Raw genomic sequence first — 25,152 nt, 5'->3', positions numbered from 1 at the left:
CCTATTGCAGCCTTCGCCCGACACCCATTCCATGCAGGACCGAACACGCCATGACCCATCCGATCCCGATCCAGTTTCAAGCGGTCGACCTTGACGCCTTGGCCGTGCTTGGCGGGAGGATTGCCGTCTTCGCCGACGGGCCAACCGGCCTTTCGGCGGCGGTGCGGCGGGTAGACCGGCTGACCAAGGGATCGGTCACACGCTATCTTCAATCGGATGCTTTTTCACGTCTGAAACCGGGCGAGGCGCAGGATTTGGCATGGCCAGCGGGCCTCATGGCCGAGGCGATCCAGATCGTACGCCTGCCCAAGCGCTGCGAGGCTTCCATAGCCCGCAAGGCAGGGGCAGCGGTAGCGAAGGGGATCGGCGCTGCCGGGGCAACCGTGCTCGCCGAGGGTCACGCGCAGGCCGCCGAGATAGCCTTTGGCCTTGCGATGCGCGCCTATGATTTCACACCGCATAAGACCGGCGAGGCCAAGGTCACGGGGCCGGTGGTGATGATGGTGGCCAATCCCGAAGCGGTGGCCGCTGCCGCGGCGCCGGGGGCCGCGGTGGCCGAGGGGGTTTTCTTTACCCGCGATCTGGTGAACGAACCGGCGAATATCCTGACCACTTATGATTTCGCTGCGCGTTTGGCGGCAATGCAGGAATTGGGGCTCGAGGTCGAAATCCTCGAGGAGAAACAGCTTGAAAAGCTGGGAATGGGGGCACTTCTCGGGGTTGGCCAAGGGTCGGAGAGCCCGTCGAAAGTTGTGGTAATGCAATGGCATGGCGGCGAGAAGGGGGTGGCTCCCTTCGCGTTGGTCGGCAAGGGCGTGGTGTTCGACACGGGCGGCATCTCGATCAAGCCCGCAGGCGGCATGGAAGAGATGACGATGGACATGGGCGGCGCCGGTGTTGTCGCGGGCGTGATGCGGACATTGGCGCTTCGCAAGGCGAAGGCCAATGTCGTCGGTCTGGTCGGACTGGTCGAAAACATGCCCGACGGTCGCGCACAACGTCCGGGGGATGTGGTGCGAAGCATGAAGGGTGACACGATCGAGGTGATCAACACCGATGCCGAGGGGCGTTTGGTTCTGGCCGATGTGATGTGGTATACGCAAGATCGCTTCAAACCGACGGGAATGATCAACCTCGCCACACTGACGGGCGCGATCATCGTCGCCTTGGGCCATGAAAATACAGGCGTTTTTTCGAATAACGACGATTTGTGCAACGCTTTCCTGAAAGCCGCCAAAGCCGAGGGCGAGGGCGCATGGCGCATGCCGATGGGCGAGGCCTATGATGCCAAGCTGAAAAGCCGGATTGCCGACATGATGAACGTCGGCGGGCGCGACGGGGGCGCGATTACGGCTGCGCAATTCCTGCAACGCTTCGTCAAGCCCGATATGCCGTGGATCCATCTGGATATCGCCGGTACCGCGTTGCTGAAGGCCGATTCCACGCTTGCTCCGAAGGGGGCGACAGGCTGGGGTGTCATGGCGCTGAACCGCTTGATCCGCGACCGCTACGAGGGCAGATAATCCCCTATGGGTGTCGTCATGTTCTACCACCTGACGCGGTCGTCGCCTGAAGAGACGCTGATGATGCTGTTGACCCGCGCCTTGGGGCAGGGCTGGCGTGTGATGGTTCGGGGCGGCGATAGGGCCACCTTGGAGCGGCTGGACGGGCGGCTTTGGCAGGGCGAGCCGACCGGGTTTCTGGCCCATGGCATGCAGGGCGGTCCGCATGATGCCGACCAGCCGGTGCTGATCGGGTCGGGAGAAATATCGAACGGTGCCAAGGGCTTGTTCCTGCTTGACGGGGCTGATGTGACCGTGGCCGAGGCAAGCGGGCTGGAGCGCGTCTGGCTGCTTTTCGACGGTTCGGACGGCGAGCAGTTGACGGCGGCGCGGGGCAAGTGGAAACGGCTTACCGAAGCAGGAATACCTGCGCAGTATTGGTCCGAGGAGGCGGGACGCTGGGAGAAGAAGGCGGAAAAGGGTTAACGGGGCCTTAACGCCGCAGGATCATCTGGTCGGCTGCTATCTCGACGCGGTAAAGCCGGAGGTATTCCATTCCCAGAAGCGAGCCTTGCATGTCGCTGCGGTTCACCCATGCGGGAAAATCGGCGTCGGTATATCGACCGAGCGTCACCTTGGGCAACTCGACGCGGGCGGTTCGGACGGTGCCGTTGGCGGTGGCGGCCTCGCCGAGATAGACGAGGCTTTCTGGGTCGATGCCCAAAGACAACGCGTCGGCCTGCGTGAGCACCATGTTGGAGGCGCCGGTATCGGCCAGAAAGCGGATCGGAGTGCCGTTGATGTCGAGCGTTACGTAATAGTGGCCGTCAGGCGCGCGGGGGATGGTGATTTCGCCCGTGGTGCTGACCATTTGCGGCGCGGGCACGCTGAAGCCGCCCATATCGTGCCAAAGTCCGTAACCCGCTGCCACACCACAGAAAATCAGCCCCCATGCAATGCCGACGCGCAACGCCTCGCCGATGCGGCGGCGGAATTCGACCAGAACCCAGCCGGCGACCGCCACCAGAAGCAGCAAGAGATAGGCCAGACGGGCGAGCTGATCGGAATCCATGAAGGCCTATATGGGAAGCGACGGGCGAAACGCAAAGGGGTATCAGATCAGGCCGGTTCCCTTGACGCCATCGATGACGAACTGGACCGAAAGGGCGGCAAGCAGCATGCCGAGCAGACGGGTGATAACGATTGTGCCGGTGCGACCGAGCAGCCGTTCGATCAGCGGGGCGGCGAGCAGGAAAAGGAAGGTCGAAAGCATCATCACAAGGAGCAGGCCGAGGATGGCAGCGGTGCCGAGCCAGTTTTCGGTCTGGCCGACCAGCAGGATCATGGTGGCAATCGCGCCGGGGCCGGCGATCAGCGGGGTGGCGAGGGGAAAGACCGAAGGGTCATGGTCGGGATCGGTCTTTTGCCCCTCGCGTCGTTGGGTGCGGCGTTCGAACAGCATGTCGAGCGCGGTCAGAAACAGCAAGATGCCGCCCGCAATGCGGAAGGCGGGCATCGAGATGCCGATGAAGCCGAGCAGTTGTTCGCCCAGAAGTCCGAACAAAGTCAGCAAGATAGCGGCGATGATGCAGGCGCGCAGGGCAAGGCGGCGGCGGTGTTCGGCATCCATGCCTTGGGTCAGGGCGATGAACAGCGGCACGAGGCCGGGCGGGTCGATCACCACGAAAAGCGTGGCGAATGCGGTGATCAGGAACCCTGTTTCGATCATGCGGCGCTTTCGAGCTTTTCCGAGGCAGAGAGCCAGAGCGCTTCGGCACGGTCAAGCGCCTCCATCAACTCGGCATATTTGCGGTTCCAGGTTTCGAGCTCGCCCTTGCGGGCGTCTTCATAAAGTTCGGGATCGGCCAGTTTCTTGGCCAGTTTGTCGCGCATCTCGTTCAGCTTGGTCAGGCGGTCTTCGCATTTGCGCACTTCCGAGCGCAGGGCGAGGATTTCGTCGCGGCTGGCTTTCTTTGGTTTATCAACGGGTTTTGCGGCGGGCTTCGCGTCTTCGTCGCCTGCCAGCAGCATCTTGCGATAGGCCTCGAGGTCTTCGTTATAGGGCGTTACGGCGCCGCCCTTGACGAGCCACAGCCGATCGGCCACCAGCGACAGAAGGTGCATGTCGTGGCTTACGAGGACTACGGCGCCGGAATATTCGGTTAGGGCTTCGACCAGCGCTTCGCGGCTTTCCATGTCGAGGTGGTTGGTCGGCTCGTCGAGGATCAGCAAGTGCGGGGCGTCGATGGTCGCCAAGAGCAGGGAAAGGCGGGCTTTTTGTCCGCCGGAAAGCCTGCCGACCACGGTTTCGGCCTGGTCTGCCATCAGGCCGAAACCGGCAAGGCGGGCGCGCAGGCGGGGTTGGCCTTCGGCGGGGCGCAGGCGCTGGAGGTGTTGCAGGGGCGTTTCGTCGATGTACAGTTCATCGACCTGATGCTGGGCGAAGTAACCGATCCTTAACTTCGACGAGGAGGTGAACTTTCCCTCCATAACTTTAAGTTTGCCAGCCAACAGCTTGGAGAGAGTGGACTTTCCTTCGCCATTGCGACCCAGAAGCGCGATGCGGTCGTCTTGGTCGATCCGCAGCGAGAGTTTTTTCAGGATTGCCGGTCCACCATAGCCGACCGACGCGCCTTCGAGGTTGATGATGGGGGGCGACAATTCTTCGGGGGCGGGGAAGGTGAAGACGACGCGCTTTGCATCCTCGGGCGCGGTGATCGTGGTCATCTTTTCCAGCATTTTCACGCGGGATTGGGCTTGCACGGCTTTGGATGCTTTTGCCTTGAAACGGTCAACAAAGGATTGAAGGTGCGCGCGACGGGCTTCCTGCTTTTTGGCTTCGGCTTGCAGCACGGCGCGGCGTTCGGCCACCTGACGTGCGAATTGGTCGTAAGGGCCTGTCCAGTAAGTCAATTTCTTCTGGTCGAGGTGCAGGATGCCCTGCACCGCACGGTTCAACAAGCCGCGGTCGTGGCTGATGATGATGACGGTGTGGGGGTATTTCGTGAGGTAGGATTCGAGCCAGAGCGCGCCTTCGAGGTCGAGATAGTTGGTCGGTTCGTCCAAAAGCAGCAGATCGGGCTGGGAAAACAGCACGCCCGCAAGGGCGACGCGCATGCGCCAGCCGCCGGAAAAGTCGGAACACGGGCGCAACTGTGCTTCAGCATCGAAGCCTAAGCCCTTGAGAATACTGGAAGCCCTGCCTGTCGCGGACCATGCGTCGATGTCGGTCAGGCGGGCTTGCACTTCGGCGATGCGGTGCGGGTCGGTGGCGGTTTCGGCCTCGGCCAGCAGGGCGTTGCGTTCGGTATCGGCCGCGAGCACGGTGTCGAGCAGCGAGGTGGAGGAAGAGGGCACCTCTTGCGCCACGCCGCCGATCCGCGAGCGGGTGGGGAGCGATATGTCGCCACCCTCGAGCACCAACTCGCCGCGTATCAGCTTGAAAAGCGTGGTTTTTCCCGCGCCGTTCCGGCCGACGAGGCCCACTTTGTGGCCATAGGGAATGGTTGCGGAAGCGCCCTCGAACAGGGGGCGGCCTTCGACGGAATAGGTGATGTTCTCGATTTTCAACATGGGCAGGGCATTGCCCGAAGCGGGGGCTGGCGTCAACCGTGACGAGGGCTGAATGGCACTGCACACGCTGTGCACAGCCTATGCAGACAAAATGCGAAGAAGCGTTAAGATCCGTTCACCAGTTCGGGACCGGGGCAGAGGTGTCGGCTTTTCAATCCGTACCACGCGTGTTACGAGGCGCGCGCATCAATTGGAGGCGCGGGATCATGCCCGCGCCCTTTGTCATGGAGACATTCAAAATGGCTATCGAACGCACGCTGTCGATCATCAAGCCCGACGCCACCAAGCGCAACCTCACCGGCAAGATCAACGCCAAGTTCGAGGAAGCCGGTCTGCGCATCGTCGCGCAAAAGCGTATCCACCTGAGCGCCAAGCAGGCCGGCCAGTTCTATGCCGAGCACGCCGAGCGCGGGTTCTACGGCGAGCTGTGCGAGTTCATGGCATCCGAGCCGGTGGTCGTGCAGGTTCTGGAAGGTGAAGGCGCAATCCTGAAGAACCGCGAAGTGATGGGTGCCACCAATCCGGCGAACGCTGCCGAAGGTACGATCCGCAAGGAATTCGCTTTGTCGGTCGGCGAAAACTCGGTTCACGGGTCGGACAGCCCGGAGTCGGCTGCGCGCGAGATCTCGTTCTACTTCTCGGGTCTCGAACTGGTCGGCTGAGCCTTCCGCTCGATCACTCCCAAGGCATCAAGGGCCGCTTCGAGTTCGGAGCGGCCCTTTGTATTGGCCGGGATCGCGGCCTTGAGGGCATCGAAGCGGGCGCGGAGCTGTTTTTTCTCGTCGCCCTGACAATCGTTCCACGGGCGGCCTTGCAGGCCCATCACCAGAACATAATAGCCGATGAAATGCGGCTGGGTGCCTGCGGCCAGAAGGCGGCGGTAGGCTTCGTCGGGGCCGAGGCTTCGGATTTCCTCGGCCGAGTGGATGCCCGCCTTGGCGAAGGCGGCTTCCGATGCGGGGCCGAGGTTGGTGATCGTGGAGACGGGGTTGGTTGATACGGGGTTGGGCATGGGGCTGGCCTGAAATGCAACGGGGCCAGCCTAGCGGCTGGCCCCGGTTATCTGCAAGCGGGTCTGGGGATCAGATCGAGGCCCAGTCGCGGATTACGGGTTTTTGTGTTCCCTGCTGTTGCTGGGAAGGTGCCGAGCCGCCCTGCTGCTGTTGCGAGGGGGACTGCGTGCCGCCTTGTTGGGCGGAAGGTTTCGATGCCATTACGGGCTGCTCTCTATGCCGTTTCAGGTGGTCTTCTTGGTCGTCATGCAAAGGTGCGCTTCGGGCTGGCCCATGGCAAGGCCCAAACATGACGAATTCACGACGCTTTATTAAGACTGTGCGACCTTTGCAACAGAGCTTTTCGGATGGGTTCCAGTCAGTTCCCGACGAGGGTTGCGGGAAATCCGACCTCGTCCAGTGCCTTGAGCAAGGTCGCGGCGGCGGCGGGGCCGGAGGTGGTGGCGGTTTTGGCAACCAGATCGACGGTGATGGTGCCCGCGTCGGGCAAGGCTTTCAGCGCGGATTCGACCGAGGCCTTGCAGTGGCCGCAGGTCATGTCGGGGATCGATAGGGTGGTCATTGCGGTTCTCCTTTGGTCGCTGATGTGGGGGTTCCGGCGGGGGGAAGGTCAAGGGGGTATGTTTATCAAGATTGCGGGGTTGACCTTACCGTGACTGGAAGCCCTATCTGGGGTGGTGAAGGAGACTGACCATGCTTGATACACCCACGATGACTGCCCGTTTCCGGCTTGAGGGGATGACTTGCGCCAGTTGCGTGGCGCGGGCCGAGCGGGTGTTGAAGGCCGTGCCGGGGGTCGAGACGGCGGTGGTCAACCTGTCGACCGAGACGGCGGATGTGCGCTTTGCGGCGCCCGCGACGCCGGTCGATCTGGCGGCTGCCTTGGCGAAAGCGGGCTATCCGGCGCGCGAGGCGGTTTTGTCGTTGTCGGTCGAGGGGATGACCTGTGCCGCCTGTACGGGGAGGGTGGAACGGGTGCTCAAGGCGCAAGCGGGCGTAAAGGATGCTGTGGCGAACCTTGCGCTGCGGCGGGCCACGGTGACGCTGTGGGATGGCGCTGCGGTGGACAAGGGGGCGCTGATCGCGGCGGTGGGCAAGGCGGGCTACGGGGCGCAGGTGCTGGAGGAGGCGCCGCCGCATGACCCCGAGGCCGAGGTGCGGGCGCTGGCGCGAGAGACGGCGGTTGCGGCTGTGCTGACCTTGCCGGTGTTCGTGGCCGAGATGGGCGGGCATCTGGTGCCTGCGTTCCATCATTGGCTGATGGGGGTGGCGGGGGCCTGGCTGTTCCCCGTGCAGTTTGCGCTTGCGACACTGGTGCTGGCCTTTCCGGGGCGGCGGTTTTTCGTGAAGGGGATACCGGCGCTGCTGCGGGGCGGGCCGGATATGAACAGCCTTGTCGCGGTGGGGACGGGGGCGGCTTGGGTCTACTCGACGGTCGTGACCTTTGCACCATGGGTGCTGCCTGCCGAGGCGCGGGTGGTCTATTTCGAGGCGGCTGCGGTGATCGTGGTGCTGATCCTGCTGGGACGCACCTTGGAAGCACGGGCGCGGGGGCGGGCGGGGGCGGCGATTGCGCGGCTGGTGCGGTTGCAGCCACGGGTGGCGCGGCTGGAAGGCGGCGAGGAGGTGCCGGTTTCGGCGCTGGTGCCGGGGATGCGCGTGGTGATCCGGCCCGGAGAGCGGGTGCCGGTGGACGGTCGTGTGGTATCGGGTGGGTCTGCCGTGGACGAGGCGATGCTGACCGGCGAGGCGGTGCCGGTGGCCAAGGGGGTCGGCGATGGCGTGACCGGCGGGACGGTGAACGGGACGGGCGGGCTGGTCGTCGAGGTTGGCGCGGTCGGGGCGGCGACGGTGCTGGCGCGGATCGTGGCGCTGGTCGAGGAGGCGCAGGGAACCAAACTGCCGGTGCAGGAAGTGGTGGACCGCGTGACGCTATGGTTCGTGCCGGTGGTGATGGGGATTGCGGCTTTGACCGTGGCGGTCTGGTTGCTGGCCGGTGGCGGCGTGGCGCAGGCGCTGGTGGCGGGCGTGTCGGTGCTGATCATCGCCTGCCCTTGTGCCATGGGGCTTGCCACGCCGGTTTCCATTCTGGTCGGGACGGGGCGGGCTGCCGAGTTGGGGGTGCTGTTTCGGAAAGGCGAGGCGTTGCAGCGTCTGTCCGGCGTGCGGATGGTGGCCTTTGACAAGACCGGAACGCTGACCGAGGGGCATCCGGTGGTGACGGATGTGCTGGGGGATGTGCTGGGTGTGGCCGCGGCGGTCGAGGCGGGGTCGGAGCATCCGCTTGCGGCGGCTGTGTTGGCCGAGGCTGCTGCGCGGGGGCTGGTCGTGGAACGGGCCGAGGGGTTCGAGGCGGTGCCGGGTTACGGGGCGCGGGCTGTGGTGGGGGGTGTTTCGGTGAGTGTCGGGTCGGCGCGGATGTTTGCGGTTCTGCCTGCCGCCTTGGGGCAGGCGGGCGAGCGGTTCGCGGGCGAGGGGAAGAGCCTGCTTTACGTGGGTTACGGGGCCGAGGCCGCGGGGCTGATCGCAGTGGCGGACCCTGTGAAGCAAACGACCGTGCGGGCGCTTGCTGCGTTGCGGGCGCTGGGGTTGGAGGTGGCGATGATCACCGGCGACAATGCGGTGACGGCGCAGGCGATTGCGGGGCGGATCGGCATCGCCAACCTGCGGGCGGGGGTGCTGCCGGACGGGAAGGGCGAGGAGATCAAGGCTTTGGGCGCGGGCGTAGCGTTCGTCGGGGACGGGATCAACGACGCTCCGGCACTTGCGGCGGCGGACGTCGGGTTGGCGATGGGGACGGGCACGGATGTGGCGATCGAGGCGGGGGATGTCGTGTTGATGACGGGCGACCCCTTGGGGGTGGCCAATGCGGTCCGGATCAGTCGCGCGGTGATGCGGAACATCCGGCAAAATCTGGCTTGGGCCTTCGGGTATAACGCGGCGCTAATTCCGGTGGCGGCGGGGGTGCTGGTGCCGTTCGGGGGGCCGCAGCTTTCGCCGATGCTGGCGGCGGGGGCGATGGGGTTGTCGAGTGTTTTCGTGCTGACCAATGCGCTGCGCTTGCGGCTGGTGAAGGGAGAGCGGGCATGAACATCAAGGAAGTCGGCGATGCGGCGGGGCTGCCTGCCAAGACGATCCGTTACTACGAGGAGATCGGGCTGATCCGGCCTTTGCGCGGGGCGAATGGCTATCGGGCGTTCCGCGAGAGCGACATGCACAAGCTGTCGTTCATCGCGCGGGCGCGGGGCTTGGGGTTCACCATCGAGGAATGCCGCAAGCTGCTGGCGCTATATGACGACAAGGACCGCGCCAGTGCGGATGTAAAGGCGCTGGCCGAGGGGCATTTGCGCGACATCGCGGCCAAGATCGCGGAGTTGCGGGCGATGGAAGCGACCTTGCAGGGGCTGGTGCATGCCTGCGCGGGGGATGCGCGGCCGGATTGTCCGATATTGTCGGGGCTGGCGAAACCGGAGGCGGCGAAGGCGGGTGCGGCTTGCTGCGATTGAAGCGCCGGTTTGACCGTGCAAAGGTGGCGGCAAATGGAGGCTTCGCGCATGATCCCTGTCTTTGACGGCCATAACGACATTCTGTTCCGCATCCTGCAGGCGCCCGAGAACCGCGAGGCGATCTGGCTGACGGGCGAAGGGAAGGGGCATCTCGACCTGCCGCGCATGGCGGCGGGCGGGTTCTGGGCCGGGTTCTTTGCGATCTACATGCCGTCGCCGCATGATCCGGATGCGGATATGGACGTGCTGATGGACAATCCGCCCTATCAGGTGCCGCTGCCCGCACCGCTTGCGCTGGCACCCAGTCAGGCCATCGCGGCGGAGTTGGCGAGCCAGTTTCTTTGGATGGAGCGGTCGTCTGGCGGGCGGTTCCGCCATGTGCGAACGGTGGCCGAGATCGAGGCCGCGAAAGCTGCGGGCGCGATTTCGGGCATCATGCATATGGAAGGGGCCGAGGCGATCGACCCTGCCTGCGACGCGCTTTACCTGTGGCATGCGGCGGGGTTGCGGTCGCTTGGTCCGGTGTGGAGCAGGCCAACGGCCTTTGGGCACGGAGTGCCGTTTGCGTTCCCGTCAACGCCGGATACCGGGCCGGGGCTGACCGATGCGGGCAAGCGGCTGGTTCGGGTGTGCAACGAGCTGCGCGTGATGATCGACCTGTCGCACCTGAACCTGAAGGGGTTCGAGGATGTGGCCAAGCTGTCGGATGCGCCGCTGGTGGCCACCCATTCCAACGCCCATGCGGTGACACCGTCGAGCCGGAACCTGACGGACCGCCAGCTTGACATGATCCGCGAGTCGAAGGGGATGGTGGGGCTGAACTTTGCTACGGTCTTCTTGCGGCCCGACGGGCGGCGCGACCCCGAGATGGGGTGGGAGGCGATGCTGCGACATCTGGACCATCTGATCGGACGGCTGGGCGAGGACCATGTGGGGTTCGGGTCGGATTTCGACGGGGCGACCGTGCCCGACGGGGTTGTCGACGTGGCGGGCCTGCCGCGGCTGATCGAGGCGATGCTGGCGCATGGCTATGGCGAGGCGATGGTGCGAAAACTGGCCTGGGACAACTGGCTGGGGGTGCTGCGGCGGACCTGGGGCGCGTGAGTGCCTGCGGGCACTGTGGCGGGGCTGCGATTTTTCTGCGAAAAATCGGGGATGGTCCTGCGGCGTTGTGCGGGACCGTCTGCCGTTGAGGGGGGCAGCCAGGCCGGGGGCGGTCAGGCGACCCTGAGCAGGGTTTCGAGGCGGGCGTTGTCGGTCACGAGGTCAAGGACCGTGATCTTGTCCAGCGCGGTGTAGAACGCTTCAAGCGCGTCTGCGAGCAGGGCCTTGAGCCGGCAGGCACCGATGAGGGGGCAGGTGTTTTCGCTTTCGCTGAAACATTCGGTGAAGGGCAGGCAGGCCTCGAAGCTGCGGAAGACGTCGCCGACGCGGATCGCTTGGGGTGCGTGGCCGAGGGTCAGGCCGCCGGAGCGCCCGCGCACGGTTTTGAGAAAGCCGCGTTGGGCGAGGAGGTGGATGACCTGCGCGAGGTGGTTTTCGGAGGCGTTGACGGCTGCGGCGACCTCGGTCTTGCGGACGATGCGGCCTTCGTTCACCGCGCAGAACATCAGCGTGCGGATGGCGAGGTTGGTGCGGGTTGTGAGTCTCATGCCGGTTCTTCCGATGGAGCCGAGGGAACGGCAAAGATTTATCCCGTTTTCAGCTTGGCTACGTTGATCCAGATCAGTTTCCGCCTGAAAGCTGTGCGTTCCGTTTGTGCATGGCGGGTTTGCGTTTGCGGTATGCGGCGCGGTATTGCGGGTGATGTCGGGGCTGTGCCGGGCGGAAGGTCAAAGCGGTTTGAAAAAGGATTTTCTGCGGAATTTCAGGGGTGACGGGCGCAGTTTAATGCGCTAGGCCTTAAAGCGGTTTGAGGGAACGGAACGGACGTATCGGAGCTTCCCTTTGTCTTGGCCCCGCTTGACCGCACATCGGTGCGGGTTAGGCTGGGGAGGTAATTGTGGCCCTAGCGCGGATGAGCACGTGAACGATCTTTCGATGACCCCCAACCTGCTGCAGGCCGATGTTGCCCGCCACCTGACCTTTACGCTGGGCAAGGATGCCCCCAACGCGAGCGTTTACGATTGGCGCATGGCGCTGTCTTTCGCGATCCGCGACCGGATCGTCGAGCCGTGGTTTGCCTCGACCCGCCGGACCTGGGCCGAGGACAGGAAGCGGGTCTATTACCTGTCGATGGAGTTCCTGATCGGGCGGATACTCGAGGATGCGACCGTCAACCTTGGGCTGCGGGATGCGGCCGAAGAGGTGATGGCGGGGTTCGGGCAGGATTTCCGTGCCATTGTCGGGAACGAGCCGGACGCGGCTTTGGGCAATGGCGGCCTCGGGCGGTTGGCGGCGTGCTTCATGGAAAGCATGGCGACGCTGGGGTGCCCCGCTTACGGCTATGGCATCCGCTACGAGCACGGGCTGTTCCGGCAGCGGTTCGAGGGCGGGCAGCAGGTGGAGACGCCCGAGGACTGGCTGTCACAGGCGCATCCGTGGGAATTCGCGCGGCCCGAGAGCAGCTATACCATCCCGTTCAAGGGGGCGGTCGAGATGGTCGGGGGCCGCGAGGTCTGGGTGCCGGGGGAAACCGTGCTGGCGGAAGCCCATGACACTCCGGTGGTTGGCTGGCAGGGCAAATGGGCCAATACGCTGCGGCTTTGGGCGGCGAAACCGACGACGATGTTCGATCTGGAGCGGTTCAATCGCGGGGATTATGCGGCTGCGGCCGAGCCGGAGGCTTTGGCGCGGACGCTTTCGCGGGTCTTGTATCCGGACGACACGACCTATCAGGGCAAGGAATTGCGCTTGAAGCAGGAGTTTTTCCTGACCTCTGCCGCGTTGCAGGACATTCTGCGCCGGTTCATGGCGACCCATACCAACCTGCGCGACCTGCCGAAATATGCCGCGATCCAGATGAACGACACCCATCCGGCGATTGCGGGGCCGGAACTGGTGCGTTTGCTGGTCGATGAGCATCAGATGGAATTCGCCGATGCGCTGGAAACCGCGCGGGGCTGTCTGGGCTATACCAATCATACGCTCCTGCCCGAGGCGCTGGAACGCTGGGCGACCTTCACCTTTGGCAACGTGTTGCCACGGCATATGCAGATCGTGGAGCGGATCGATGCGTGGCACAAGGACGAGAATTACAGCCGCCCGCATTACATCGGCATCGTGAAGCATCACGAGGTGCGGATGGGCGAGTTGGCCTTTATCATGGCGCATAAGGTGAACGGGGTTTCGGCGCTGCATTCGGAACTGGTCAAGAAGAACCTGTTCCCCGAGTTGGACAAGCTGCACCCCGGGCGGATCATCAACCAGACCAACGGGGTGACGCCGCGGCGCTGGCTGAAGATGGCGAACCGGCCGCTTGCGGGGCTGATTACGGGGACGATCGGGGCGGGGTGGGAAGACAACCTCGACCGGCTGCGCGAGTTGGAGCCGCATATCAAGGAGCGGTCGTTCCGCGATGCGTTCGGGGCGGCGAAGCGGGCGAACAAGGTCGATCTGGCGAACTGGATCGGCACGGAATGCGGGGTCAAGGTGTCGCCCGACGCGCTGTTCGACGTGCAGATCAAGCGGATTCACGAATACAAGCGGCAGTTGCTGAACATTCTGGAAACCATCGCGCGCTGGCATGCGATACGGGCGAACCCCAAGGCGGGCTGGGTGCCGAGGGTCAAGATATTCGGAGGCAAGTCGGCGCCGGGCTATGCGGTGGCCAAGGAAATCATCCATCTGATCAACGATGTGGCCGAGGTTGTTAATAACGATCCGGTGACCGGCGATTTGCTGAAGATCGTCTATCCGGCCAATTACAACGTCAGCATGGCCGAGCGGTTGATCCCTGCGTCCGACCTGTCGGAGCAGATTTCGACCGCGGGCAAAGAGGCCAGCGGCACCGGAAACATGAAGTTCATGATGAACGGCGCGCCGACCATCGGCACGCTGGACGGGGCGAACGTCGAAATCCTGCAAGAGGTGGGGGCAGAGCATTTCTTCCTGTTCGGGCTGACGGCGGACGAGGTGATGAAGCGGCGCGAGGACCCCGAGCAGTCGAGAAAAGCCATCGAGGCGTCGCAGGTTTTGCAGGACGTGCTTCAGATGATTGCCGAGGGGCGGTTCAGTCCGACCCAGCCGGACCGCTACCATGGGTTGGTGCACCGCGTCTGGCATCACGATTATTTCCTTGTGGCGGCCGATTTCGACGCGTTCCATGCCGTGCAGGGAGAGGTGGACAAGGTTTACGCCGATCCCGACCGTTGGGCGGGCATGGCTGCGATGAATACGGCGCGGTCGGGATTTTTCTCGTCAGATCGGACGATACGCAGCTACATGGATGAAATCTGGGGCGTCCGGTCTGCGCTGTAAGGCGCGGATCGGGGGCGAAGGCCTTGGGAGGGGATGCCTATGACCGAAGCGTGGATTGACGGTGTGTTCGAGCCACAGGCGGCGCGGGCGATCTGCGAGGGGCGTCATGGCGACCCGTTCGGGGTGCTGGGCCCGCACGGCTTTGGCAAGGGCGTGGTGGTGCGGGCTTTCGTCCCGGGTGCCGAGCGGTTGACGGTTCTGCTGGCCAAGGGAACCGAGGTCGATGCGGTTCCCGTGCCGGAATGCGCGGGGCTGTTCGTGGCGGCGTTGCCCAAGCGGCAAGACTATCGCCTGCGGGCCGAGGGGGGCGGGACGGTCTGGGAGTTCGACGATCCGTTCCGCTTTGGTCCCGTGCTGGGCGAGATGGACGAATATCTGCTGGGCGAGGGCACGCATAGGCGGCTGTGGCAGGTGCTGGGCGCACATATCATCACGCATGAGGGCGTGGAGGGTGTGCATTTCGCCGTCTGGGCGCCGAATGCCGAGCGGGTTTCGGTGGTGGGCGATTTCAACGTCTGGGACGGGCGGCGCCATCCGATGCGGCGGCGCGGTGCTACGGGGGTCTGGGAGACCTTTGTGCCGGGTCTGGGCGATGGTGTGACCTATAAGTATGAGATCCGTGGCCAGCACGGCTATGTCGGGCCGCTGAAGGCCGACCCTGTGGGCTTCGGGTCAGAGCATCCTCCGGCCAATGCGAGCGTGGTGCGGCGGGTGACGGGGGAATTCAACGACGCCGACTGGATGGCGACGCGGGGGGCGCGGCATTCCATCGATGCGCCTATGAGTGTGTATGAGGTGCATCTGGGGTCGTGGCGGCGCGCGCCGGGGGACAGGATGCTGTCTTATCTGGAATTGGCCGACCAATTGGTGGGCTATGCCGCCGACATGGGGTTCACGCATATCGAGCTGCTGCCGGTGTCGGAATATCCGTTCGACGGGTCTTGGGGGTATCAGCCGGTGGGCATGTTCGCGCCGACCATCCGGCACGGGACTCCGCAAGAATTCCGGGCCTTTGTCGATGCGGCGCATCGCAAAGGGTTGGGTGTGCTGCTCGACTGGGTGCCGGGGCATTTTCCCTCGGATCCGCACGGGCTGGGGCGGTTCGACGGGACGGCTTTGTATGAACATGCCGATGCGCGCGAGGGGTTCCATCAGGACTGGAACACGCTGATCTACAATTACGGGCGGGTCGAGGTGGCGAATTACCTTGTCTCCAACGCTTTGTATTGGCTTGAGGAATATCATCTCGACGGGCTGCGGGTAGATGCGGTGGCGTCGATGCTGTACCGCGACTACTCGCGCAAGGATGGCGAGTGGATCCCCAACAAGGACGGGGGGCGCGAGAATTACGAGGCGATTGCTCTGCTGCAACGCATGAACGTGGTGGCTTACGGCGAGGTGGCGGGTATCGTGACGGTGGCCGAGGAAAGCACGGCCTTTCCGGGCGTGTCGCGGCCAGTCAGCCACGGGGGGTTGGGGTTCGGGTTCAAGTGGAACATGGGGTGGATGAACGACACCCTGAGTTACATGGAGAAAGACCCGATCTACCGGCAGTATCACCATCACCAGATGACATTCGGCCTGCATTACGCGTGGTCGGAAAACTACATCCTGCCGATCAGCCATGACGAGGTGGTGCATGGCAAGGGCAGCATGCTGACCAAGATGCCGGGCGGGGATTGGGAGAAATTCGCCAACCTGCGGGCCTATTACGGGTTCATGTGGGCGCATCCGGGCAAGAAGCTTTTGTTCATGGGTTGCGAATTTGCCCAAGGGGCCGAGTGGAACCACAAGCAAAGCCTCGACTGGCACCAGTTGGAGATTGCCGAACATCGCGGCGTGCAGTCGCTGGTGCGCGATCTGAACCGGGTTTACCGCGAGAACCGCGCTTTGCATGTGAATGACACGAAGGCAGAGGGGTTCGAGTGGATCGAGAGCAACGATGCGGAAGCGAGCGTTTACGCGTGGGTCAGGAAGGGCGAGGCGGGCGATCCGGCGGTGGTGGCGGTGGTGAACCTGACGCCGGTCGAGCGGCGCTACCGCGTTGGTTTGCCGCAAGCGGGGCATTGGGACGAAATCCTCAACACGGATGCGGCGGTTTACGGCGGGATGAACCGTGGCAATCTGGGTGGGGTCGAGAGTGAGGCCATGGAGTGGCACGGGCGGGCGCAATCGTCGGTCGTCACGCTGCCGCCCTTGTCGGCGGTCTATTTCAGGAAGGCTTGAATTACGGCGGGGAAAACCCGCAGCCACGGGAGGGGCTAGGGACATGATGACACCGAGACCGAATGCGCGACTGTCTTCTCAGGCGATGGCTTTTGTATTGGCGGGGGGCGGGGCAGCCGGTTGAAGGAATTGACCGACCGGCGGGCGAAACCGGCGGTCTATTTCGGCGGCAAGACGCGGATCATCGACTTTGCTTTGTCGAATGCGCTTAACAGCGGGATCCGCAAGATGGCGATTGCGACGCAGTACAAGGCGCACAGCCTGATCCGGCATTGCCAGCGGGGATGGAACTTTTTCCGCGCCGAACGGAACGAGTATCTGGATATCCTGCCTGCGAGCCAGCGGGTGGACGAGACCAAGTGGTATCTTGGCACGGCGGATGCGGTGGCGCAGAACATCGATATCGTCGACAGCTACGGGATCAAATATGTCGTCGTGCTGGCGGGCGACCATATCTACAAGATGGATTACGAGATCATGCTGCGCCAGCATGTCGAGACCGGGGCCGATGTGACGATCGGCTGTCTGACGGTGCCGGTGGCGGAGGCGACGGCGTTCGGCGTGATGGATGTGGATCAGGCGGGGCGGATCACGGCGTTTCTGGAAAAGCCGAAGAACCCGCCGCATATTCCGGGCGATCCGAAGCATGCGCTGGCGAGCATGGGGATTTACGTCTTCGACTGGGCGTTCCTGCGCGACCTTTTGTTGCGCGACATGGCGGATGCCAATTCGAGCCATGATTTCGGCAATGACCTGATCCCCGACATCGTCAGGAACGGCAAAGCGATGGCGCATAAGTTTGCGGATAGCTGCGTGAAGAGCGGGCTGGAGCATGAACCCTATTGGCGCGATGTCGGCACCATCGACGCGTTCTGGCAGGCGAATATCGACCTGACGGATTTCGTGCCCAAGCTGGATATCTATGACAATTCATGGCCGATCTGGACCTATTCCGAGATCGTGCCGCCCGCGAAGTTCATCCATGACGAGGATGGGCGCAGGGGGTCGGCGGTCAGTTCGCTGGTGTCGGGCGATTGCATCGTGTCGGGGTCGGCGGTCAGCAATTCGCTGCTGTTCACCGGGTGCCGGACGCATAGCTATTCTTCGTTGGAGTATGTCGTGGCGCTGCCGCGGGTGACGGTGAACCGCAAGGCCGAGTTGAGCCGCTGCGTGATCGATTCAAACGTGGTCATTCCCGAAGGGCTGGTTGTGGGGCAGGATGCGGTGGAAGATGCCAAGTGGTTCCGTGTCAGCGAAGGCGGTATCGTGTTGATCACGCAGGATATGCTTGACGCGCGGGCGCGGGCGGTTTCTTGAGCGCGTGACGGTGGACAGGCCGGGGGGACTTTGCGTCCCCCCGGACCCCCCTGCAGGATATTTGAACCGAGAAGAACGGGGGACGGGCATGGCGGTCAGGGGGCGGGTGCTTTCGGTGGCGTCGGAATGTGTGCCGCTGGTCAAGACCGGCGGGCTGGCCGATGTGGTGGGGGCGCTGCCTGCAGCACTTGCGGCGGTCGGCTGGGAGATGCGGGTGTTGATGCCGGCCTATCGCGCTTTGCGCGGGCGGCTGGGCGGATTGCAGGAGGTATGGGGCGAGGACGACCTGTTCGGCGGGCGGGGCGTTGTGTTTTCCGGCGTGCTGGACGGGGTGCCGGTGATGCTGCTCGATGCGCCGCATTTGTATGACCGGGATGGTGGGCCTTATTCCGGTCCGGGGGGCGATTGGCCGGACAATGCGTTGCGCTTTGCGGCGCTGTCATGGGTGGGGGCGCGGATCGCGCGGGAAGGCGTCGACGGCTGGAAGCCGGATGTGCTGCATGCCCATGACTGGCAGGCGGGGTTTGCGCCGGCCTACCTGACCTATGGGGGCACGGGGGGCGTGGCCTCGGTTCTGACGGTGCATAACGTGGCGTTTCAGGGTTGGGCGGGGGCTGGCATGATCGATGCGTTGCGCCTGCCGCGCGAGGCGTTCCACCCCGGTGCGCTGGAGTATTACGGTGGCTTGTCGAGCCTGAAGGCGGGGTTGGTGACGGCGGATCGGGTGACGACGGTGTCGCCGACCTATGCGGCGGAATTGCTGCGGCAAGAATACGGGATGGGGCTGGAGGGTGTGATCGCGTCGCGCGGGGCGGATGTTTCGGGGATATTGAACGGGGTCGATACTGCCGTCTGGTCGCCGGAAGCCGAGCCTGTGCCGTTTTCGGTGAAGGCGTTGAAGGGCAAGGCGGCCAATCGGGTGGCGATCTGTGCCGAGTTCGGTCTCGATCTGCCCGAGGGGCCGCTTGCCATCGTGGTCAGCCGGTTGACGGACCAGAAGGGGATCGACCTTTTGCCGGTCGTGGTGCCCGATTTCGTGGCGGCGGGGGGGCTTTGCTGGTGCTGGGGTCTGGCGATCCGGCACTCGAGGCGGCGATGCGGGGGCTTGAGGCGCGGTTTGCGGGGCGCGTGGCGGTGCGGATCGGCTATGACGAGGCGCTGAGCCACCGCATGTTTGCGGGTGCAGATGCCGTGCTGGTGCCGAGCCGGTTCGAGCCTTGCGGGCTGACGCAGATGTATGGCTTGCGCTATGGTGCGGTGCCGGTGGTGGCGGCGGTGGGGGGGCTTGCGGATACGGTCATTCACGCCTCGCCCGCAGCACTTTCGGCGGGGGTGGCGACGGGGGTGCAGTTTCATCCGACCGATGCGATCGCATTCGGTCAGGCGTTGCGACAGCTCTGCGGGTTGTTTGCCGACCGCGCGCAATGGGAAGTGGTGCAGAAGAATGCGATGCGGCATCCGGTGGGCTGGGAGACGAGTGCGAAGGCCTATGCAGCACTTTATGACGGGTTGGTGCTTTGAACCCTGCGCGGATTAACGTGGCGCTGCAATCGCGGCTGGCGGGGCATACGGTCAGCGCCGGGCGGCCCTGGCCGATGGGAGCGACGTTCGACGGCGAGGGGGTGAATTTCGCAGTCTTCTCGGCCCATGCCGAGCGGGTGGAACTGTGCCTGTTTTCCTCGGACGGCAGGAAGGAGTTGGCGCGGATCGCCTTGCCCGAGCGGGACGGGGATATCTGGCATTGCCATATCGGCGGGTTGATGCCCGGAACGTTGTATGGCTACCGCGTGCATGGGCCCTATGCGCCCGAGCAGGGGCATCGCTTCAACCCGCACAAGCTGTTGATCGACCCCTATGCGCGGGGGCTGGAGGGGCGGCTGAAGTGGTCGGACGCGCTGATGGGGTTCAAGGTGGGCAGCCCGCGGGGCGATCTGTCCTATGACACGCGCGACAGTGCCTTTGCCGTGCCGAAATCGGTGGTGGTGGACCCGAGTTTCAACTGGGCGGGCGATGCGCCCCCGATGGTACCTGCGGCCGAGACGGTGATCTACGAGGCGCATGTGCGCGGCATGACCATGCTGAACGCGGGCGTTGAAAAGGGGCTGCGTGGCAGTTTTCTGGGCCTGTCGTCTGACAGCGTGATCGAGCATCTGGTCAAGCTGGGGGTTACGACGGTCGAATTGCTGCCGGTGCAGGCCTTTGCCGACGAGCGGTTTCTGGTGGCCAAGGGGCTGCGGAATTATTGGGGGTATCAGTCGATCGCGTTTTTCGCGCCAGAGCCGCGATACATGACAAAGGGGGCGATCTGGGAATTCCAGTCGATGGTGCGGCGGTTCCATGCGGCGGGTTTGGAGGTCGTGCTGGACGTGGTTTACAACCATTCGGGCGAGGGCGACGAATGGGGTCCGACGCTGTCGTTCCGTGGTCTCGACAACGCAAGCTATTACCGGCTGATGCAGGGCGGGCGGCATTATGTGAACGACACGGGGACGGGCAATACGCTCGATCTGACGCATCCTATGGTGCTGCGGATGGTGATGGACAGCCTGCGCTACTGGGTCGAGGTGGGCCATGTCGACGGCTTCCGCTTCGATCTGGCCACCGTGCTGGGGCGCGAGGCGCAGGGGTTTGACCCCAATGGCGGGTTCTTCGATGCAATCCGGCAAGACCCTGTGCTGGGGCATGTGAAGCTGATTGCCGAGCCTTGGGATATCGGACCCGGGGGATACCAGCTTGGCGGCTATCCGCATCCGTTCATGGAGTGGAACGACCGCTTCCGCGACGGGGTGCGGCGCTGGTGGAAGGGCGATGCGGGGATGGCGCCGGATCTGGCCAAGCGATTGCTCGGGAGTGCCGAGCGGTTCGACCATCACGGGCGGGCGGCGACGAGTTCGGTCAATTTCATCACCGCGCATGACGGGTTCACGCTGGAGGATGTGGTGAGCTATACGCTCAAGCGCAACTTCGCCAATGGCGAGGAGAACCGCGACGGGCACCATGAAAACCACAGCGACAACATGGGGGTCGAGGGGGCGAGCGACGACCCCGTGGTGCTGGCGGCGCGGGCTTTGCGTAAGCGCAACATGCTGGCCACGCTGATGCTGGCGCAGGGCGTGCCGATGCTGCTGGCGGGTGACGAGATCGGGCACAGCCAGGGCGGCAACAACAACGCCTACGCGCAGGACAACGAGACGACATGGATCGACTGGGCGGCGGGCGACGTGGGCTTGTGCGATTTCGTGGCGCGGCTGATCGCGCTGCGGGCGGCGCTGCCGGTGCTGCGGCAGAAGCGGTTCTTGCACGCGCGGCCGCGTCCGGGGGACGGGTTGCCCGATGTGATCTGGAGGCGGGCGGACGGGCAGGTGCCGCGCGCCGAAGATTGGCACGATCCGGCGTTTCGCTGTCTGGGGGTCGAACTTCGCAGGGCTGCCGAGGGCGGGGGGCCGGGGGCAGATGCGGTTTATGCCGTGTTCAATGCCGGGGTGGAATGCGTGCTGCGTCTGCCCGATACGGCGGCGGGGTGGGAGTTGATGCTGGACTCCACGCGCCCCGATGCCGCGATGCCCGAGGCGGCGGGGCCGGGAACCCGTGCGCCTGCCCAAGCGGTTCTTGTATTCCGGTCCGTTCTGGCGGGCCGCGCATGAGGAGAGTGCCATGACCATCCATACCGTCGCCACCAGCCCGATCGCGGGGCAGAAGCCCGGAACTTCGGGGCTTCGCAAGAAGACGCCCGTGTTCATGGGGCGGCATTATCTGGAAAACTTCGTCCAGTCGATTTTCGATGTGGTCGGGGCGGAAGGGAAGACCTTTGTCCTTGGCGGCGACGGGCGCTATTTCAACGACCGTGCGGCGCAGGTGATCTTGCGGATGGCGGCGGCGAACGGGGCGGCACGGGTGATCGTGGGGCAGGGCGCGATCTTGTCGACGCCTGCGGCGAGCCATCTGATCCGTCTTAACAAGACGGATGGAGGGATCATCATGTCGGCAAGCCACAATCCGGGCGGGCCTGATGAGGATTTCGGCGTGAAGTTCAACATGGCCAATGGCGGGCCGGCACCCGAGGCGGTGACGGAAGCGATGTTCGAGCGGACGAAGGTGCTGACCGGATACCGGATGCTGGACGCGCAGGACATCGATCTGGGGCGTGTCGGGCGGGTGCAGTTGGGCGCGATGGTCGTCGATGTGGTGGACCCCGTGGCGGATTATGCCGCGCTGATGGAGACGCTGTTCGATTTTGGCGCGATCCGGGCGATGTTTCAGGGCGGGTTCCGGATGCGGATGGACAGCATGTGTGCTGTCACCGGGCCTTATGCGGTGGAGATACTGGAACGGCGTCTGGGGGCTGCGGCGGGGACGGTGGTGAACAAGGAGCCTTTGCCCGATTTTGGCGGCATGCATCCCGATCCGAACCCGACTTGGGCCAAGGGGCTGATGGACGAGATGATGGGGCCGGATGCGCCCGATTTCGGCGCGGCCTCGGACGGGGACGGCGACCGCAACATGGTGGTGGGGCGCGGGATCTATGTGTCTCCGTCCGACAGTCTGGCGGTGCTGGCGGCCAACGCGCATCTGGCGCCGGGATATGCCAAGGGCTTGGCTGGTGTGGCGCGGTCGATGCCGACGAGTGCGGCGGTGGACCGTGTGGCCGAGGCGCTGGGGATTGCTTCCTTCGAGACGCCGACGGGGTGGAAGTTCTTTGGCAACCTGCTGGATGCCGGCCGCGCCACGCTGTGCGGCGAGGAAAGTTTCGGCACGGGGTCGGACCATGTGCGCGAGAAGGACGGGCTTTGGGCCGTGCTGCTGTGGCTGAACATTCTGGCCGTTCGGAAACAGTCGGTGGCCGAGATATTGGCGGAGCATTGGGCGCGGTTCGGGCGCAACTATTACAGCCGTCATGATTTCGAGGCGGTGGCGTCTGACCGCGCCGATGCGATGATGGCGGCGCTGCGCGGGGCTTTGGCGGGGCTGAAGGGGCAGGTTTTCGAGGGGATGACCGTGTCGGGGGCGGATGATTTCGCCTATACCGATCCGGTGGACGGGTCGGTGAGCGAAAAGCAGGGTGTTCGGGTCATGTTCTCGGACGGGTCACGCTTTGTTCTGCGCCTGTCGGGCACGGGAACCGAGGGTGCGACACTGCGGCTGTACCTTGAACGCTATGCAGCGGGGCCTGCGGGGCTGAATCTTGACCCGCAAGAGGCGCTGGCGCCGGTGATCCGCGCCGCGCACGGGATTGCGCGGATTGCGGGGTTCACCGGACGCGAGACGCCCGACGTGGTGACCTGAAACCGAACGGAGCGGCTTTGCCGCACGCCTGTTAGCCCGGCCAGGGGCCGGGCGCGCAAGGGGGGCTTTCCGCCCCCCTCTGGGCCGTGCCGGCCCATTCTCCCCCCGAGGATATTTGTGCGAGTGTGAAAGGGGCTGGCGTGAATTGACCTTGGGGAGTCGTGTTTCTGGCGGACGCTTGGGCAAAAGCGGCGTTGGCTGGTGAAAAGCGACATGGGGGCGGGGCGATGGACGAGGGACAGAAGCGGTCAGGTCGGGCTGCGCGGCAGGCGGAGCGGTCGGGCAAGGGCGCGCGGGTGGGGCGGCCCTATATCGTGCGCAACATTCCGACCTATGACGTGCTGTCGGAGGAGAACCTGATCCGCATCGAGGCGGCGGCGGACCGGATACTGGCCGAAACGGGGATGGAGTTTCGCGACGATCCGGTGGTGCTGGAGCATTGGCGCCGTGCGGGGGCGCAGGTGTCGGGTACCCTTGTGCGGTTCGAGCCGGGGATGCTGCGCGAGGTGCTGGCCGATGCGCCTGCCGAGTTTGTGCAACATGCGCGCAATCCGGCGCGGTCGGTGCTGATCGGCGGCAAGTCGGTGGTCTTTGCGCCGGCTTACGGGTCGCCCTTTGTGATGGACCTCGACCGGGGGCGGCGGTTCGGCACGCTGGAGGATTTCCGTAATTTCGTGATGCTGGCGCAGGGCAGCCCCAATTTCCACCATTCGGGCGGGACGATCTGCGAGCCGACGGATGTGCCGGTGAACAAGCGGCATCTCGATATGGTGCTGGCGCATCTGGAGCTGTCGGACCGGCCCTTCATGGGGTCGGTCACCGCCGAGGAGCGGGCCGAAGACAGCATCGACATGGCGCGGATCGTGTTCGGGCGCGATTTCGTCGATGCAAATTGCGTGATCCTTGGCAATGTGAACGTGAATTCGCCGCTGGTCTGGGACGGGACCATGACGCGCAGTCTGCGGGCCTATGCGCGGGCGAACCAGGCGGCGGTGGTGGTGCCGTTCATCCTTGGCGGGGCGATGGGGCCGGTGACGAGTGCGGGGGCAATCGCGCAATCCCTGGCCGAGACGATGGCGGGTTGTGCGCTTACGCAGTTGGAGCGCAAGGGCGCGCCGGTGATCTTCGGCAATTTCCTTTCGTCGATGAGTTTGCGGTCAGGCTCACCCACATTCGGCACGCCCGAGCCTGCCATCGGGTCGATGGTGATCGGTCAATTGGCGCGGCGGTTGAACCTGCCCTTGCGCTGTTCGGGCAATTTCACCACGTCAAAGCTGCCCGACGCGCAGGCGATGATGGAGGGCACCATGTCGATGCTGGCCGCGATCCATTGCGGGGCGAATTTCATCCTGCATTCGGCGGGGTTTCTGGACGGGCTGCTCAGCATGTCTTACGAGAAGTTCATGCTCGATGCCGATCTGTGCGGGAGCCTGCATTCCTATCTGGACGGGATCAAGATCGACGACGACCAACTGGCGGTTTCGGCCTTTGCCGAGGTCGGGCCGGGGAACCACTTTTTCGGCTGCAGCCATACGATGCAGCATTACGAGACAGCGTTCTGGGATAGTGAACTGTCCGACAACGAGCCGTTCGAGAAATGGGAGGCTGCGGGGTCTGCCGATGCGGCGACCCGGGCGAACCGGCTGTGGAAGAAGCGATTGGCCGAGTTCGAGCCGCCGCCGATGGAGGCGGGGATGCGCGAGGCGCTGCATGGTTATGTGGCGGAGAAAAAGGCTGCCGCAGGGGATATGTGGTATTAGGCGCGAAGGCCGGTTTCGCGCAGAAGGCCCATGCGTTTGGCCTCGTAATAGTAGCCGCGGCGATACCAGTCATAGGCGCGGGTCGGGTTGCCGCGGGCGACAAGAAGCGCGCCGCGCAGGTATTTGACGCCGTAGCGCAGGTTGGTCGCGGCGTCGAGCAATTCGGACGGCGGGCCGCGGTGGCCCATGGTGGCGGCGGTTTGCGGGACGATCTGCATCAGCCCGTAGTAGGGGCCGTTGCGGGCGGCAGGGTTGTAGCTGCTTTCGACCTTGACCACGTGGTGGATCAGACTTTCCGGCACGTCATATTCGCGCGAATACTGCGCGATCAGGTGGTTGATTTCGGCCGGGCCGGTGGATTGGGGTTCTTTCGGGCGGCTGGCGCAGGCGGCGAGCGGCGCAAGCAGCAGCAGGGCAAGCGTGGCGCGGCGGGTCGTGACGGTCATGCGATGGCCTTTTGATCGGGTCTGGCGGGTGATAGCGGGGCGAAGCGTGCGCTGCCAAGGGCCGTGGGGCGCACCGCGCGGAAAGCCGCCGGTGACGGGACTTATGG

General features: G+C 64.3%; 18 protein-coding genes and 2 pseudogenes. 13 read left to right on the top strand and 7 right to left on the bottom strand.

Going from position 1 to position 25,152, the window contains the following annotated elements; genetic code table 11:
- Positions 1 to 50: 50 nt before the first annotated feature.
- Both HYN69_RS08965 and HYN69_RS08960 read left to right on the top strand, forming a co-directional pair.
- Complete coding sequence (locus tag HYN69_RS08965; protein WP_108435440.1) at positions 51 to 1,523, top strand: leucyl aminopeptidase; 1,473 nt, start codon at positions 51 to 53, stop codon at positions 1,521 to 1,523.
- 6 nt (positions 1,524 to 1,529) lie between these two features.
- Entirely contained in the window at positions 1,530 to 1,988 is a 459-nt protein-coding gene (locus HYN69_RS08960; protein WP_108435439.1) for a DNA polymerase III subunit chi, read from the top strand.
- Between the two features lie 7 nt (positions 1,989 to 1,995).
- On the opposite strand, the gene HYN69_RS08955 is transcribed toward HYN69_RS08960, so the two are convergent.
- The 3 genes from HYN69_RS08955 to HYN69_RS08945 are packed head-to-tail and all read right to left on the bottom strand — an operon-like array spanning position 1,996 to position 5,075.
- Positions 1,996 to 2,574 carry a retropepsin-like aspartic protease family protein gene (locus tag HYN69_RS08955; RefSeq protein ID WP_108435438.1) on the bottom strand — a complete coding sequence of 193 codons (579 nt, stop codon included), beginning with the start codon at positions 2,572 to 2,574 and terminating at the stop codon, positions 1,996 to 1,998.
- Between the two features lie 42 nt (positions 2,575 to 2,616).
- A complete protein-coding gene (locus HYN69_RS08950; protein ID WP_108435437.1) occupies positions 2,617 to 3,231 on the bottom strand; it encodes a MarC family protein in 615 nt (204 codons plus the stop codon).
- On the bottom strand, positions 3,228 to 5,075 hold the full coding sequence (locus HYN69_RS08945; RefSeq protein ID WP_108435436.1) for an ABC-F family ATP-binding cassette domain-containing protein: 1,848 nt from the start codon (positions 5,073 to 5,075) through the stop codon (positions 3,228 to 3,230). Before HYN69_RS08945 ends, HYN69_RS08950 begins: the two co-directional genes overlap by 4 nt.
- 239 nt (positions 5,076 to 5,314) lie before the next feature.
- Between HYN69_RS08945 and ndk the strand changes: the two genes are divergently transcribed.
- The gene (gene ndk, locus HYN69_RS08940) at positions 5,315 to 5,737 is read left to right on the top strand and encodes a nucleoside-diphosphate kinase (protein WP_108437118.1); all 423 of its coding nucleotides are present in this window, start codon (positions 5,315 to 5,317) and stop codon (positions 5,735 to 5,737) included.
- On the opposite strand, the gene HYN69_RS08935 is transcribed toward ndk, so the two are convergent.
- Together HYN69_RS08935 and HYN69_RS08930 are read right to left on the bottom strand one after the other, a co-directional pair.
- Positions 5,707 to 6,087, bottom strand: a complete 381-nt coding sequence (locus HYN69_RS08935; RefSeq protein WP_108435435.1) for a TfoX/Sxy family protein — start codon at positions 6,085 to 6,087, stop codon at positions 5,707 to 5,709. The genes ndk and HYN69_RS08935 overlap by 31 nt on opposite strands.
- Positions 6,088 to 6,446: 359 nt before the next feature.
- The gene (locus HYN69_RS08930; protein WP_108435434.1) at positions 6,447 to 6,650 is read right to left on the bottom strand and encodes a heavy-metal-associated domain-containing protein; all 204 of its coding nucleotides are present in this window, start codon (positions 6,648 to 6,650) and stop codon (positions 6,447 to 6,449) included.
- Positions 6,651 to 6,781: 131 nt separating this feature from the next.
- On the opposite strand from HYN69_RS08930, the gene HYN69_RS08925 reads away from it, so the two are divergent.
- From HYN69_RS08925 to HYN69_RS08915, 3 genes are read left to right on the top strand one after another with little or no spacing between them, the layout of a single operon-like run.
- Complete coding sequence (locus HYN69_RS08925; RefSeq protein ID WP_108435433.1) at positions 6,782 to 9,178, top strand: heavy metal translocating P-type ATPase; 2,397 nt, start codon at positions 6,782 to 6,784, stop codon at positions 9,176 to 9,178.
- A complete protein-coding gene (gene cueR, locus HYN69_RS08920; RefSeq protein ID WP_108435432.1) occupies positions 9,175 to 9,594 on the top strand; it encodes a Cu(I)-responsive transcriptional regulator in 420 nt (139 codons plus the stop codon). The genes HYN69_RS08925 and cueR overlap by 4 nt, the downstream gene beginning before the upstream one ends.
- 33 nt (positions 9,595 to 9,627) lie before the next feature.
- Positions 9,628 to 10,698 carry a dipeptidase gene (locus tag HYN69_RS08915; RefSeq protein WP_230426358.1) on the top strand — a complete coding sequence of 357 codons (1,071 nt, stop codon included), beginning with the start codon at positions 9,628 to 9,630 and terminating at the stop codon, positions 10,696 to 10,698.
- A gap of 113 nt (positions 10,699 to 10,811) precedes the next feature.
- Here the strand turns inward: HYN69_RS08915 and HYN69_RS08910 are convergent, their stop codons facing one another.
- On the bottom strand, positions 10,812 to 11,246 hold the full coding sequence (locus tag HYN69_RS08910; RefSeq protein ID WP_108435431.1) for an RrF2 family transcriptional regulator: 435 nt from the start codon (positions 11,244 to 11,246) through the stop codon (positions 10,812 to 10,814).
- Between the two features lie 388 nt (positions 11,247 to 11,634).
- Here HYN69_RS08910 and HYN69_RS08905 point away from each other — a divergent pair, with 388 nt between their 5' ends.
- From HYN69_RS08905 to HYN69_RS08875, 7 genes and pseudogenes are all read left to right on the top strand, one after another.
- On the top strand, positions 11,635 to 14,013 hold the full coding sequence (locus HYN69_RS08905; RefSeq protein WP_108435430.1) for a glycogen/starch/alpha-glucan phosphorylase: 2,379 nt from the start codon (positions 11,635 to 11,637) through the stop codon (positions 14,011 to 14,013).
- 39 nt (positions 14,014 to 14,052) lie between these two features.
- Positions 14,053 to 16,239, top strand: coding sequence for a 1,4-alpha-glucan branching protein GlgB (gene glgB / locus HYN69_RS08900; RefSeq protein WP_108435429.1), 2,187 nt, complete (start codon positions 14,053 to 14,055; stop codon positions 16,237 to 16,239).
- Positions 16,240 to 16,285: 46 nt separating this feature from the next.
- A pseudogene (glgC, locus tag HYN69_RS08895) lies at positions 16,286 to 17,556 on the top strand (glucose-1-phosphate adenylyltransferase).
- A gap of 88 nt (positions 17,557 to 17,644) precedes the next feature.
- Positions 17,645 to 19,077 (top strand): annotated as a pseudogene (gene glgA, locus HYN69_RS08890) (glycogen synthase GlgA).
- A 74-nt stretch (positions 19,078 to 19,151) separates the two neighbouring features.
- Positions 19,152 to 21,200 carry a glycogen debranching protein GlgX gene (gene glgX / locus HYN69_RS08885; protein ID WP_108437116.1) on the top strand — a complete coding sequence of 683 codons (2,049 nt, stop codon included), beginning with the start codon at positions 19,152 to 19,154 and terminating at the stop codon, positions 21,198 to 21,200.
- A gap of 10 nt (positions 21,201 to 21,210) precedes the next feature.
- Entirely contained in the window at positions 21,211 to 22,839 is a 1,629-nt protein-coding gene (locus tag HYN69_RS08880; protein WP_108435427.1) for an alpha-D-glucose phosphate-specific phosphoglucomutase, read from the top strand.
- 227 nt (positions 22,840 to 23,066) lie between these two features.
- Complete coding sequence (locus HYN69_RS08875; RefSeq protein ID WP_108435426.1) at positions 23,067 to 24,599, top strand: trimethylamine methyltransferase family protein; 1,533 nt, start codon at positions 23,067 to 23,069, stop codon at positions 24,597 to 24,599.
- Here HYN69_RS08875 and HYN69_RS08870 read toward each other — a convergent pair.
- Positions 24,596 to 25,045 (bottom strand): transglycosylase SLT domain-containing protein, encoded by a 450-nt coding sequence (locus HYN69_RS08870; protein WP_108435425.1) that lies wholly within the window; start codon positions 25,043 to 25,045, stop codon positions 24,596 to 24,598. The two genes, HYN69_RS08875 and HYN69_RS08870, sit on opposite strands and share 4 nt — an antisense overlap.
- Positions 25,046 to 25,152: the final 107 nt, after the last annotated feature.

The organism is Gemmobacter aquarius, from assembly GCF_003060865.1.
GTDB lineage: Bacteria > Pseudomonadota > Alphaproteobacteria > Rhodobacterales > Rhodobacteraceae > Paragemmobacter > Paragemmobacter aquarius.
Note: the sequence above shows the minus strand (reverse complement) of the source record. Positions and strands in the feature narration are given on the sequence as shown.

Bases quoted from the DNA above. Each gene is read 5' to 3' on its own strand.
- HYN69_RS08965 (WP_108435440.1), top strand. From the start codon at position 51: ATGACCCATCCGATCCCGATCCAGTTTCAAGCGGTCGACCTTGACGCC.
- HYN69_RS08960 (WP_108435439.1), top strand. From the start codon at position 1,530: ATGGGTGTCGTCATGTTCTACCACCTGACGCGGTCGTCGCCTGAAGAG.
- HYN69_RS08955 (WP_108435438.1), bottom strand. From the start codon at position 2,574: ATGGATTCCGATCAGCTCGCCCGTCTGGCCTATCTCTTGCTGCTTCTG.
- HYN69_RS08950 (WP_108435437.1), bottom strand. From the start codon at position 3,231: ATGATCGAAACAGGGTTCCTGATCACCGCATTCGCCACGCTTTTCGTG.
- HYN69_RS08945 (WP_108435436.1), bottom strand. From the start codon at position 5,075: ATGTTGAAAATCGAGAACATCACCTATTCCGTCGAAGGCCGCCCCCTG.
- ndk (WP_108437118.1), top strand. From the start codon at position 5,315: ATGGCTATCGAACGCACGCTGTCGATCATCAAGCCCGACGCCACCAAG.
- HYN69_RS08935 (WP_108435435.1), bottom strand. From the start codon at position 6,087: ATGCCCAACCCCGTATCAACCAACCCCGTCTCCACGATCACCAACCTC.
- HYN69_RS08930 (WP_108435434.1), bottom strand. From the start codon at position 6,650: ATGACCACCCTATCGATCCCCGACATGACCTGCGGCCACTGCAAGGCC.
- HYN69_RS08925 (WP_108435433.1), top strand. From the start codon at position 6,782: ATGCTTGATACACCCACGATGACTGCCCGTTTCCGGCTTGAGGGGATG.
- cueR (WP_108435432.1), top strand. From the start codon at position 9,175: ATGAACATCAAGGAAGTCGGCGATGCGGCGGGGCTGCCTGCCAAGACG.
- HYN69_RS08915 (WP_230426358.1), top strand. From the start codon at position 9,628: ATGGAGGCTTCGCGCATGATCCCTGTCTTTGACGGCCATAACGACATT.
- HYN69_RS08910 (WP_108435431.1), bottom strand. From the start codon at position 11,246: ATGAGACTCACAACCCGCACCAACCTCGCCATCCGCACGCTGATGTTC.
- HYN69_RS08905 (WP_108435430.1), top strand. From the start codon at position 11,635: ATGACCCCCAACCTGCTGCAGGCCGATGTTGCCCGCCACCTGACCTTT.
- glgB (WP_108435429.1), top strand. From the start codon at position 14,053: ATGACCGAAGCGTGGATTGACGGTGTGTTCGAGCCACAGGCGGCGCGG.
- glgX (WP_108437116.1), top strand. From the start codon at position 19,152: ATGGGAGCGACGTTCGACGGCGAGGGGGTGAATTTCGCAGTCTTCTCG.
- HYN69_RS08880 (WP_108435427.1), top strand. From the start codon at position 21,211: ATGACCATCCATACCGTCGCCACCAGCCCGATCGCGGGGCAGAAGCCC.
- HYN69_RS08875 (WP_108435426.1), top strand. From the start codon at position 23,067: ATGGACGAGGGACAGAAGCGGTCAGGTCGGGCTGCGCGGCAGGCGGAG.
- HYN69_RS08870 (WP_108435425.1), bottom strand. From the start codon at position 25,045: ATGACCGTCACGACCCGCCGCGCCACGCTTGCCCTGCTGCTGCTTGCG.